The following is a 13,056-nucleotide window of genomic DNA, read 5'->3' as shown; positions in this document are numbered from 1 at the left end:
GAATTTATTAACAGAAAAGGGAACAATCATTTCGGTGATTGTTCCCTTTTCTGTTAATAATGAACATGAAACTGTACGGTTGTAAACTTATTCATTCATACCAAAGTATAAGAAGTGTGGAGGTATTAAGATTTTGTTTGCAATAATACATTACAAATCTTCTTTTCTCAACACAAACTGATATTCCGTCAGGCCATATCCTGAATCTTCTCTACTAAGAATTTTAGAAATCCAGCGATCGTTTTTAACCGGGTTTATTTCAAAAACCAGACTTTTTACTCCATCCGTCTGCTTGAAAAACTTGATATTCTTAAAAGTATGAGTCGGCATTGGGTTCAGCCCAAAGTTACCAAGATCTTCAAAAAGTTTTGTGGTGACAAGTCGTGGAATTGTAACTGTGCTATCTATATCAATCATTTTGTCAATACTGCTGTCATAAGTTGGTACCGGAAATTGTGCGTACAAATCCAGATCTGTCTCGTTTTTTACATAATAATAGGAACCTCCCGCCGGTTCATTGATAGGTTCGTTAGTTTGAGATTCAGGATCTTTACATCCTGAAAATAATAGCGATAGGAAAATGACAAAAAATCCTGTTTGAATGCGATTCATTTTGATATAAGTTAAGAGAGGATACTTAATGGACACAATTTTCGGAAATTGGTTGTCTTGGGTACAAAATCGTGGCTCAGTTTTTTTATACCCGCTAGGAAATCAACATAACTAAAATGGCAACTACACATAAAGAAGCGGGAGATGAGAACGAAAATCCATCAACTGAAAACCAGGTAATTCGTGGAGACAATACCGTAAAAGATCCGGACGAATGGACTACCGGAAGCGAGCCAATGACTGGTGCGCAGCATTCTTACCTCAAAACACTTTCTGACGAGGCAGGTGTGGAATTTGACGAAAAGCTGAGCAAGGCGGACGCGTCAAAAAGAATCGATGAACTTCAACATAAAACGGGAAGAGGATTAAGTAATTAATAATCTCTGTTAAAAGTTAGCCGGCTGTTATTTTTAGACTTTTGTCTCTGATTAACAGCCGGTTATCTTTTGTTTTGTCAATAATAATTTACTTATATTTTATCTCAAAATGTTAATATCGATTAGTTTTAGCTGTTTAATTAGTTAGTCATTAAATTGATTCTTAACATATTATATCAAATCGGACGGGTAGCTTCTGTTTAGTATCCACTTTTTTGAATAATCAGAAAGTGAATATTCCTAACACCTTTACAGTCCGCTATTATGTCTGCATTTCGTTTACTTACACTGCTGCTTTCGATCTTTTTTATTGTTCCAAAACCTTTTAGCAGCGCCCAGAAAACTAAAACTTCTGCTTTCGCTGATACCGCACATTTCGATAGAGATTACGCGCTGGAAGCAACCATGCTTGGTTTTTTTGCACCGGATGGCTCCCGTAACCCCACTTTAAAAGCAAATAAGGGCGATCGCGTCCGAATCAAAATTACCAATGGTGAGCTGATGACGCATGATATTTCTCTTGAAAAATTGGGTCTGAAAAGTAAAGTGATCATTGAAAAAGGAACCAGCACAAGTCTGGTTTTCAAAGCTGTGGAAAATGATACATATTTCTGTTCAGTTCCGGGTCACCGTGCGGCAGGTATGGTTGGAAGTTTTGAAGTTGTGGAAGGTGTAATTTCTGATAAAACAGTGGCCGGGAAATTACCCACAAAAGATGGGCAGCCACTAAACCTTAATTTTGAAACCGGTACTTTGAAGGACTGGACGGCAACAGGCGATGCGTTTACGAATCCGCTTTTTTCAGAGGATCCGTCTCCCGTGCATGAAAAAGAAATGCATATCGGCTATGAGGGGAAATATTTCGTGAGCAGCGGTGGAACCACGAATTACAAACTTACCGGTACTTTAACTTCTGTCCCTTTCAAGGTGATACAGCCCTTTGCAGCTTTCAGAGTTTCAGGTGGGGCTTTGCAGGATACGCGTGTGGAACTTGTGTTGGCAGGAGCGGACAGTGTGATTTTTCATATTACCGGGCAGGGAAGGGCAACTTTGCAGCCAGCCGTGGTTGATCTGCAAGCCTATCAAAACAAAGAAATATTCATTCGTATCATCGATAACGAAACCGGGATTTCACAAATTCCTTACATACCAAATGATAAATGGGCGCATATTAATTTTGATGAATTTCTATTTTATCCAAGTCGGCCAGACTTTCCAAACGAGCTGAAACAAAAAGATATCATCATTTTGCCGCCTTTGGATCCGGTACTGAATGCAGGACTTTCGGGTATAGAAGCAGCCAAAGCGATGACACTTCCCAAAGGTTTTAAGATAACATTGGCAGCGGCTGAGCCGGATATTATTCGCCCGATCAGTTTTACAATTGACTCCCGCGGCAGACTTTGGGTGGTGGAAGGGCACACATATCCCGTACCCGCGCCGGAAGGACAGGGCAGGGACAGAATTCTGATTTTTGAAGATACCGACGGTGACGGAACACTGGATAAAAGGAAAGTTTTCACCGAAGGATTAAATCTCGTAAGTGGTATTGAAGTTGGAATGGGCGGTGTGTGGCTGGGTGCTGCACCTTATTTATTGTTTATCCCGATTGATGCAAAAAATGACAAACCTGCCGGTCCGCCGCAAAAATTGCTGGATGGCTGGGGTGTGGATGATACGCATGAAGTTCTCAACAATTTAAGATGGGGACCGGATGGGTGGCTTTATGGAACCCACGGTGTTTTTACCCGTTCCAATGTAGGAAAGCCAGGTGCTTCGGATGCCGAACGTACCAAAATTAACGCCGGTGTCTGGAGATTTCATCCGACTTCTCATGAGTTTGAGGTCTTTGCGGAAGGTTCGAGTAACCCCTGGGGAATTGATTTCAATGATTACGGGCATCCGTTTATTACCGTTTGCGTGATCCCGCATATGTATCATATTATCCAGGGCGCGCGGTATCAGCGTCAGGCGGGGAAACATTTCAATCCGTATACATATGATGATATCAAAACCATCGCCGATCACGTTCATTGGGTAGGAGAGCGCGGTCCACATGCGGGGAATTTCCGCTCGGGTTCTGCTGGTGGCGGTCATGCGCATGCAGGAGCGATGATTTATCTGGGCGGCGATAGCTGGCCGCAGGAATATCGTAACGAGATTTTTATGAACAATATCAACGGGGCAAAACTCAATATCGATCATCTTGAACGCAAAGGATCAGGATATCAGGCGACGCACAGAAATGATTTTCTATCGATGAACGATTCCTGGTCGCAGTGGCTGAATTTTAAATATGACCCAAGTGGCTCCGTTTTTGCGATCGACTGGTATGATAAAAATCAATGTCACAGTCCAAATCCGGATGTTCATAACAAAACGATGGGAAGGATTTTTAAAATTACCCATGAAAATGATAAGTGGGTAAAAGTAGATTTGTCCAAAGCTTCGGATATGGAACTGGTTAATTATCAGCTTAATAAAAACGAGTGGTACGTAAGACAAGCCCGGACGATTTTACAGGAACGAGGCCCGAATAAAAAAGTACACAAAGCATTAAAAGAAATGCTGGCCCAAAATCCTGATCCTACAAGAAAACTTCGCGCTTTATGGACACTTCACGTAACGAAAGGATTAACCGAAAAAGATTTAACAGATTTACTCGCCAACGACAATGAATATGTGAGAAGCTGGGCGATTCAGCTTTTGACAGAAAGTAAAAATGTGTCTCCTGAAACCTTAAAACGATTTGCCGCATTGGCACAAAATGACAATTCTTCATTAGTAAGATTGTACCTGACTTCCGCTATGCTCCGACTGGACCCTGCGCAGCGCTGGGATGTTGTTGAAGCACTTTCTCAAAAAGTTGAAGATAAGGACGATCATAACCTGCCTCTGATGGTTTGGTATGCAGCCGAACCTTTGGCCGCTATTGATATGAAACGCGCTTTACAAATTGCCGAAAAAGCAAAACTTCCGAATATTTTGCCTTATACCATTCAGCGTGTTGCCGCGATTGGGACGGATGAATCAAAAAAGGTTTTGAAAGATTTGAATGAGAAACTGGGTAAATCCGGCTCTCATGAAAATCATGAAAGCCAGATGCTGATCAGTAAGGTTTTGGAGAAATAAATGGATTTGAAAAACAAAATTAAGTCGGGAAATATGAGAATCACATACACCGGAATTTGCCGGAATATAGTTGTCTTAATGCTTTCTTTAAGTTTTTGTGTTCCTGTTTCGCATGGCCAAACGAAAGTACCGGATACTTCAAAGGATTTTAAAAAGACAAAATTAACCGGCGATTTTATTTCAGAAGGCGCTGCTGTGGCTGACATAAATAAGGACGGAAAAATGGACATCATTGCCGGTTACTACTGGTTTGAAGCGCCAAACTGGACACGCCATGAAATGGCTCCTTCGCGTAACTTCGATCCTGTGACGGAGTACAGCAATTCCTTTTTGAATCTTGGAATGGATGTTAATCTGGACGGTTGGGATGATGTTGTCATTGTTGATTTTCCCGGAAAACCTGGTTTTTGGTTTGAAAATCCACAAAACAAACCGGGCACCTGGAAAAAACATATCATTGCCGATAGTGTCGGAATTACCAATGAGTCGCCAAATTTTGTTGATGTAGATGGCGACGGCAGGCTTGATATTCTTTGTGGTGATAAGGTTAAAAAACAAATGATCTGGTTGCAGGCGCCTTTGAAAAAAGGTGAAACAGAATGGAAACGTTTTGCGATCAGCAAGGAAAATGCAGCGGGAACAGAACCTTTTTCGCATGGAATCGGCTTTGGTGATGTGAATAAAGATGGCATCAACGATGTCACGGTTATGGAAGGCTGGTTTGAAGGGAAAAAAGATCCGAAGGAAGGAAACTGGGTTTTTCATAACGCAAATCTCGGTGAACCTTGCTCACATATGCAGATTATGGATGTGAATGGCGATGGAAAAAACGATGTGGTGAGTGCTTCGGCGCATTCTATGGGCGTTTGGTGGCATGAACAAATTACAGATGTGAAAGGCCGGTTGTATTTTGTATCCCATTTAATGAGCAAAACGACTGCCCAAACGCATTCTTCAATCATGGCGGATCTGAACGGTGATGGGCGAAAGGATTACATTACCGGAAAAAGATTTTTGGCACATCACGGCCATGATCCCGGTGACAGCGACCCACCGATTTTGTTATGGTTTGAGTTTAATTCCGCCAAACAACCTTATTATACCCAACATATTATTGACAGTGATTCCGGTTCCGGGTTAAACATTACGGTAAAAGATATGAATGGAGATAGCAAGCCGGATATTGTTGTAGCGAATAAACATGGTGTTTTTTTGTTTGAAAATCTGATGAAGAAATAGTTTTAATATAGTTTTTTAAGGCAAGTGTTAATGGGGTTTATATCTGATAATCAATTTTTGGCCCAGGCTGAAAAAGGAAAAAATGAATGGTGGAGATTTCTAATCTTCAATACTGTCCTGATAGGCTTGCTATTCCTTTCATATATTATAATTGACGCAGATGATCCGTTTTTTATTGACCAGACTGCTCTGAAAGGAAGCATTTTTGAAGCTATAATAAATGGTTTTCAGGAAGGTTTCGCATTTTTTCTGGTGTTGACAGGAATATATTTTGCAATAAGAATAATTCACAAGCGTAATTTTTCAACATTGAATTTTGTTGATTTTTTTTCCAGGAATGAAGTTTTGGAAGGAATATTAGTTTGGGGAACCCTGGTAATACTTGGTTCTTTAATCAATCAACAAGATGACTGGAAATACTTTTTAGAAAATAGAATTGATACTACTTTGGTTTATTTAGTTCCGGTATCCATTGTCACGGTAGCCATACAATCGTATGCAGAAGAAGTTATTTTTCGCGGTTATCTGCTGCAAAGCTTTTCTTTGAGAATAAAGAATTATTACGTCCTGATATTTTTGGGATCGGCAATATTTGGAATTTTACATGTAGAGTATGGTCTGGAAGCTGTCTTTTTAATTACACTTTTTGGGGTACTAGCTTCTATTGTTGTACTCGAAAGGAAGAGCCTTGCTTTTATAAGCGGAGTACATTTTGTGAATAATTTCCTTGTTAGTTTCCTTTTATCGGGGGATCAAAAAGAAGTTGTTGAAAAGGGTTTTATGGACTTTGATTCGATGGTGATTGGCATAACACTTGCCCAGTTTATTTTGCTTTTGGTCTATATTAAAAAGACTGCAAAAAATAAGTTTTACACGGCAGAACAGACGGTATATTCCTGATTTGAAATAAAATAAAAAAGCAGGGCACTCTAACAATTGTTGAGGCACCCTGATTTTTCACTGCAAATATTTTAAGCTTCAACCGAATTGATTTCCTGAACAATCTGTGAGAAAAGCTGATACGATTCAATTCTTGCCTGATGGTCAAAAATATGCGACGTTACCATGATTTCATCAACCTGCGTTTTATCGAAAAATGCGGTTAGTTTCTTTTTTAACTTTGCTGGTCCGCCAATAAAGGAATATGCCAGCATTTGATTGACTGCATGTTCTTCCTGCATACTCCAGATAGCATCCATGTTGTCAACCGGAGGCTGTAAAAGTTTACGACTTCCACTAACCACGCCAAGGAAAAATTGAAGAACAGAAGTCGATAATTTTTCGGCCTCTGCATCCGTTTCGGCTGCTACTACATTGACGCAAGCCATCACATAAGGTTTGTCCAGGTAGATCGACGGCCTGAAATTTCTCCTGTACAATTCAATGGCTTCCAGAAAATAGGCCGGTGCAAAATGACTGGCAAAAGCATAGGGCAAACCCATCGCAGCGGCAACCCGCGCACTGTCCGGACTTGATCCTAAAATCCATATCGGCACCTCCAGCCCGTCACCAGGAATTGCACGGATTTTACCATTTTGATTATTTTTTGAGAAAAGAGTCTCAAGCGTTTCAATGTCGGTTGGGAAATTATGAACGGCATTAAAATTTTCACCCCGGATTGCCCTTGCTGTCATCTGATCTGTACCCGGAGCACGGCCCAAACCCAGATCAATTCTTCCGGGATATAAGGAAGCCAACGTTCCAAACTGTTCTGCAACCACGAGCGGCGAATGGTTTGGCAGCATGATTCCTCCGGAGCCCACCCGGATTGTAGAAGTACCACCAGCTACATAGCCAATAAGTACCGAAGTTGCAGAACTCGCAACGCTGATCATATTGTGATGTTCAGCAAACCAGTATCGATTATAACCAAGTTTCTCTGCTTCTTGTGCTAATTCCAGACTTCTTTTGAAAGTATCGGCAGGCGTTTTTCCTTCGATAACAGTAGCAAGATCAAGTACAGAATAAGCTATGTTTTTTGATTCTTTGATATCCATTTTTAAGCCTTTTTTATTGTTGAAAAGTCTTTGGAAGACATTCATAACCTTTGTTAAAATAAATATGTAACCAATTGTTACTTATAAAAAAGTTATACTATTTGTATAGTTACAATAGAAAAACGGGTATAATTGAATAATCGTTCCAAAATTATTATCAATTTTAAAGATTCATAAACCTATGTTCGCCAAGGAGATTACGACTTAGCGAAATGAAAATACAAGCCTGATTCCCGGAACTGGTTGCTTGATCAGCGGCTGACTCATTTTAGGTTCAATCCGAAAACTGATATCATCTGAAATATCAAAAGTTTTCAAATGTGCGGCCACGTTGGCCTCAATAATGGCCAGTACATAAATCGCAGCGGTGACGACAACGGATGTTTCAAAATAACGGCGATAATCGTTCTTTACTTTTTGAACCTGATTGATATTATAAAGCCGCGCTTCGTTACGTTCACCATTTAAAATTCCTCCCCGGTAAAAAACCGGCAACTGGGAATCAGCATTAAGTCCGTCTTTTAAATTACCATAATTTGGATCATCCGTATCGCTCAAATTATAGAAAGAACGGTAACCGGTAAGAAAATCCTGGTAACGGATTCGCCAATAAATGGCCGTCCATGTTCCGCCTGCCAAGGCAGCAAGTACCAGCGGTACTTTCCAGTAATCCCGGTTATAAATTTGTCCGCCAGCGGGAAAAAGTGCTGCGAAAATTGCCGCTTTTTTAGGAATAGGAATGAATTTGGACTTGTTCTTTTTGGAAGAATCTGATCCTGATAAAATTCCCGGATTATCAGAATCTTTATTCTCAATCAATACTTTTTTTGAAATGCTGTCTTTTTTCAATTCCTGCGCAAACAGGGCAGTCGATGATAAAAACAAGCACCAGAGCAAAACATACTTTTTCATAACGGCTAATAAATTTGAGTTGATCATTATACATTTTCGCAGAAACCTTTTTTGACTTTTCTTGTGTTCGTGCTAAATTTAGTAATAGTGTTTTGCTCAGATACTCTATTTACAGCCTGTTAACATTCTTTATGAGATTGGTTGGTTTTAAACCGGATGGAAAAGTACTACTCAGAATAATAGTTTTTAGCAAATCGAACAGAACATCAGGAAGAAAACCCCAATTGTTTCAGAAATGATTCGCGGTAATTTCCTCCTATTGGTATTTCAATATTGTTGATAAAAACACGGTTTCCTTCAATGTGATCGATCCTGGATTTGTTGATGATAAACGAACGGTGTACTCTAAGGAAAAGTGATTTTGGGAGAAGTTCTTCCATCGCAGAAAAACTCATAGCAGGAAGTAATGTGTTCTGAGTTGTGACGATTTTTGTATAGTTACCGTTGGCTTCGGCAAATAAAAGATCCGGATAAAGGATTTTGAAAATCTTTCCATCCGTTTTGATAAAAATAAAATCCTCTGTTTTTACTTCATTATTTTCCAAACCCGTCGATGAATGATTCTGCAATTTTTCTGTTGCTTTATCAACCGCGATGAGGAAACGTTCGAGCGAAAATGGTTTCAGCAAATAATCGCAGGCGGAAAGATCAAAAGCATCCAAAGCATATTCTTTGTACGCCGTTGTGAAAATAACCTGAGGCGGATTTTTCAATGTTTTCAGAAAAGAAATACCGTCAATAATGGGCATATTGATATCCAGGAACAATATGTCCACTTTTTGCTGGTTCAAAATTGCCTTCGCTTCCAAAGCATTTCCACTGGCCGCGACGATATTCAGATAAGGTAAATGCCCGCAATAATTTTTGATAATGTCCCTTGCAATTGGCTCGTCATCTACGATCAGGCAGTTGAATGTGGTCATTTGTTGTTGGCTTTGAGCTGTTAGGTATTGGCGATTGGCTTTTTGATAACCGACACTTCTGTATTATTTTATTTTCAATCGTACGTTGACATTGTACGTTATTTCCTCTTCTTCAATGGTCAATTCAAACTCGTTTGGATATAAAAGTTCCAACCGTTTTTTGACATTTGCTAATCCAAATCCGCTATTTTGATTGATCGTTGTTCCTTCTTCAACTGCCGCTTTGTTGTGAGAATTTTTAATTGAAAATAGAATATAATTGCTCCATGTTTTCAGGGATATATCAATAAATATATTCTCTTCCGCCGTGTTTTTGGAATGTTTGAAAGCATTTTCAATAAAAACGATCAAAAGCATCGGTGCAATTTTGATGTTTGGATTGTCAATTTTTTCTATATCGGTTTTTAATACCAAACGGTCACCGATCCGGATTTTTTCAAACTCGATATAATTATCGATATAAGAAAGTTCTTCTTTTAACGGCACAAAACTCTGATTGGACTCATATACGGAATAACGCAGTAAATCTGACAAACGAAGCAATAAAGGTGGTATTTTTTCATGTTGCGTAATTGACAATCCATATAAGTTGTTCAGCGTATTGAACAAAAAATGAGGACTTAACTGCGACTGCAAAAGATGCAATTCACTTTGACTATTTGCTGCGGAAGTTTGCGCTTCTTTCAATTCATTTTGCGACATGAATCGAATAAATTTGATCAGGATTCCCGTTAATACGCTTACACCCAAAAACGGAATCCAATACATTAGCAAATTGAGTGCGGGATGATTTTCAAAGGGGAAATCGGCATGGTAAAAGATCCATATGATGTTGACGACGATCACTATAAAAAGAGCAACGAGATGCAGGTTTGAAATCTTTTTAATTTGTTCCAGCAAGATCTCTGCACAATAACGGCCAAGGAAAACGCCTCCCAGAAAACAACCCGTAGCTGCCGCGGAAATTGCCTCGTCTTCATTGAGGTGCATAGCATTTATGAAGGCATCAATAGCCAGAAAAATGGGGACAGATACAATGGTGGAAAGCACAAAATATGCACTGTTTCTGATCAGATCTTTGTCGTCAGTAAGTTTACTATTTTTCATGTAAAATGTGTTTGCCTCAGTTTAAACTTCTTGCAAAACTGAATCCATAAATTTGGTCTTATCAATAAATGGGCCGAAATGGTCTGAATTCATGACGGAAAGCAGCCTGAGAATGTCAAAACGTTTTGACACGTAAAAACCACATTCTGTCAGTGATTTGGGAAGGTACAACACAAATATTTCATGTAGCGGACCGTGTATTCAATATTTGTTTATCAAAATTGAAAAACACAAATCACTTAGCCATGAAAATGATCAAAACAGTATTCCTGCTTCTTTTTTTTGCAAATTTGGTACGGGCACAAACTGCCGAAAGAACCATTTCCGGGACAATTAAAGATACAAAAAACGAGGTACTTCCCGGAACGACGGTGCGCTTACTAAAAGCCGCCGATTCGAGTTTGGTTAAAGGTGAAATTACAGATGGAAACGGGAAATTTCAGTTTGTTAATCTTGAATACAATAGTTATTTACTGTCCATCACGGCTATTGGTCAAAAACCTTTTACGAGCGTTGCACTCACAATTGATAGTATTCATCCTATGATTTCCTTGCCTGTGATTATCATGCTCCCGGCCAAAAGTGTTGAGCTGAATGAGGTGACCGTAAAGGCAAGAAAACCTCTTATGGTGCAGGAAATTGATAAAACTACGATTAATGTGGAGGCCATGATCAGCAGCGCTACGAGCAATACGCTGGAAGTTTTGGAAAAAACACCCGGGGTTTCGGTGGGTAGTAATGGTGAAATAAGTCTGAATGGGAGAGGTGGTGTTCTGGTTTTGATTGATGGTCGGAGCACGTACATGTCCGGGCAGGATCTGGCTGCATATTTAAAATCTTTGCCTGGCGGGATGCTGGATAAGATAGAGCTTATGGACAATCCGTCAGCAAAGTATGATGCTTCGGGAAATGCGATTATCAATATTCGTTTGAAAAAAAATAAGACTGGCGGGTTTACAGGAAATGTTTCGGCCGGGATAAGCGTGGGGAGATATGCCAGGAGCAATGATGTGCTTAACCTGAATTACAATTACAAAAAGGTGAACCTGTTTGTCAATCTGGGATATGGTTTTGAAAAGAATTATAGTCTGGATACATATGACCGACGATTTTATGACACTTCCAATCAACTCACTTCGAAAGTCAATCTGGTCAATAAGCTGATCAATAAAAATAGTTTGGGAAACGCGAATTTCGGGATGGATTTTGCAGCTACTGCGAAAACTACTTTGGGCGTAATTGTGAACCTGAACGGGGGAACAAGGAATGGTGATTTTGATTATAACAGTACCAATTACAATGCCGACAATGAACTAAATGGAAGAGGGGCAGGAAACACTGAAAGTACAGATAAGAGAACGAACACAGGAATTAACCTGAATTTACTGCATAAACTTAACACAACGGGCAGGGAATTTTCGGCTGATGTTAACTATTTGAAATACAAGACAAGTGCAAATCAGGTTTTGGAAAACACCGCTTTTTTGCCCGATGGATTATTGAATAGCAGAACCCGTTTTTTGTATGAAATTCCCTCTGATATCAACATTTATACTGCGAAGGCTGATTATGTTCATCCATTTAAAAACAAAATGAAAATGGAAGTCGGGCTCAAATCCAGCATTGTTGATAATGATTTTATATTTAATTATTACGATATCAAGGGTAATTCCCAAACGATGGATAATGGTAAATCCAATCATTTCAGATACAAAGAAAATGTAAATGCCGCTTATTTAAATGGTCAAAAGGCCTGGAGAAAATTTGGTGCGCAAGTGGGAGTAAGAGTTGAAAATACGCATGCGCGTGGCCGACAACTGGGAAATGAGGTAGTTGAAGAAATGACTTTTACGAAAAATTATACGGTACTTTTTCCAAGTGTTTTTTTTAATTACAAACTGGGTGATAAAGGAATCAATACGTTTGGGATCATGGCAGTTCGGAGAATTAATCGTCCTAATTATCAGTTACTTAATCCGTTTGTCTTTTTCAAAGATCAGTATACATACAGTTCCGGAAATCCTGGACTAACGCCGCAGTATCAGGACAGAATAGAGTTAAAATATCAGCACAAACAATTCCTGAATATGGGGCTGAGTTACAACCGTTTTACGGATTTGATTTTCCAGACAACCCAGGCGGTAGACAGTATTTTTACAAGCAGACCAGAAAATATTGCCAAGGGTTATATGGTGTTGCTGAATACTAACTTGTCTGTTTCTCCAACGAAATGGTGGTATATGAATCCAACACTACGCCTATCGCGCATCACAACGAAGGGGGCGGTTTACACTGAAAATCTGAATATCAAATTAAATCTGGTACGATTTGAATTCAATAATTACCTGACTTTGGGTAAAAAATGGAACGCAGAACTGGGCGGTTATTTTGCCAGTCGTGATATAACGGGCCAGGCAATAACGGGCGGAATGTATCGTGTTAATGCTTCGGTTCAGAAAAAGATCTGGAAAGGAAAGGGAAGTATCCGACTTTCAGCCGAAGATATTTTTCACTCATGGGTTTATCACAACAGATCCGTAAGCCTGAAACAATCCGACTTTTCTCAGATCACAAAAACAGATACCCAACGCATCGGATTTGCCTTTACTTACCGTTTTGGAAAGGATACTTTTGCCAGAAAACGTAAGTATAATAATAATGGAACGGATGATGAGAAAGAGCGGGTGAGTAATTAATTGTTTATGTTAAATCGTTATCAACATACTTACGAATTATTTCATTTATATTTTGTAAGCA

Annotated in this window: 10 protein-coding genes; 5 read left to right on the top strand and 5 right to left on the bottom strand. The window is 39.5% G+C overall.

Annotated elements, in window-relative coordinates:
- Positions 1-150: 150 nt before the first annotated feature.
- The gene (locus FZF08_RS00675) at positions 151-612 is read right to left on the bottom strand and encodes a hypothetical protein (protein WP_159466702.1); all 462 of its coding nucleotides are present in this window, start codon (positions 610-612) and stop codon (positions 151-153) included.
- A 116-nt stretch (positions 613-728) separates the two neighbouring features.
- Between FZF08_RS00675 and FZF08_RS00670 the strand changes: the two genes are divergently transcribed.
- From FZF08_RS00670 to FZF08_RS00655, 4 genes are all read left to right on the top strand, one after another.
- On the top strand, positions 729-989 hold the full coding sequence (locus FZF08_RS00670; RefSeq protein ID WP_159466701.1) for a DUF3072 domain-containing protein: 261 nt from the start codon (positions 729-731) through the stop codon (positions 987-989).
- 264 nt (positions 990-1,253) lie between these two features.
- A complete protein-coding gene (locus tag FZF08_RS00665; protein ID WP_159466700.1) occupies positions 1,254-4,121 on the top strand; it encodes a PVC-type heme-binding CxxCH protein in 2,868 nt (955 codons plus the stop codon).
- 33 nt (positions 4,122-4,154) lie between these two features.
- Positions 4,155-5,360 (top strand): VCBS repeat-containing protein, encoded by a 1,206-nt coding sequence (locus FZF08_RS00660; protein ID WP_159466699.1) that lies wholly within the window; start codon positions 4,155-4,157, stop codon positions 5,358-5,360.
- A 30-nt stretch (positions 5,361-5,390) separates the two neighbouring features.
- Complete coding sequence (locus FZF08_RS00655; protein WP_159466698.1) at positions 5,391-6,260, top strand: CPBP family intramembrane glutamic endopeptidase; 870 nt, start codon at positions 5,391-5,393, stop codon at positions 6,258-6,260.
- Between the two features lie 71 nt (positions 6,261-6,331).
- On the opposite strand, the gene FZF08_RS00650 is transcribed toward FZF08_RS00655, so the two are convergent.
- The 4 genes from FZF08_RS00650 to FZF08_RS00635 all read right to left on the bottom strand — a co-directional run bounded on the left by FZF08_RS00650 (position 6,332) and on the right by FZF08_RS00635 (position 10,299).
- Positions 6,332-7,357, bottom strand: a complete 1,026-nt coding sequence (locus FZF08_RS00650) for an LLM class flavin-dependent oxidoreductase (RefSeq protein ID WP_159466697.1) — start codon at positions 7,355-7,357, stop codon at positions 6,332-6,334.
- 204 nt (positions 7,358-7,561) lie between these two features.
- The gene (locus FZF08_RS00645; RefSeq protein WP_159466696.1) at positions 7,562-8,269 is read right to left on the bottom strand and encodes a DUF5683 domain-containing protein; all 708 of its coding nucleotides are present in this window, start codon (positions 8,267-8,269) and stop codon (positions 7,562-7,564) included.
- Positions 8,270-8,475: 206 nt separating this feature from the next.
- Positions 8,476-9,192 (bottom strand): LytTR family DNA-binding domain-containing protein, encoded by a 717-nt coding sequence (locus tag FZF08_RS00640; protein WP_159466695.1) that lies wholly within the window; start codon positions 9,190-9,192, stop codon positions 8,476-8,478.
- A gap of 63 nt (positions 9,193-9,255) precedes the next feature.
- Positions 9,256-10,299, bottom strand: coding sequence for a sensor histidine kinase (locus FZF08_RS00635; protein ID WP_159466694.1), 1,044 nt, complete (start codon positions 10,297-10,299; stop codon positions 9,256-9,258).
- A 245-nt stretch (positions 10,300-10,544) separates the two neighbouring features.
- On the opposite strand from FZF08_RS00635, the gene FZF08_RS00630 reads away from it, so the two are divergent.
- Positions 10,545-12,995, top strand: a complete 2,451-nt coding sequence (locus tag FZF08_RS00630; RefSeq protein WP_159466693.1) for an outer membrane beta-barrel protein — start codon at positions 10,545-10,547, stop codon at positions 12,993-12,995.
- Positions 12,996-13,056 lie beyond the last annotated feature (61 nt).

This window comes from Dyadobacter sp. 3J3 (assembly GCF_009801115.1).
GTDB lineage: Bacteria > Bacteroidota > Bacteroidia > Cytophagales > Spirosomataceae > Dyadobacter.
Note: the sequence above shows the minus strand (reverse complement) of the source record. Positions and strands in the feature narration are given on the sequence as shown.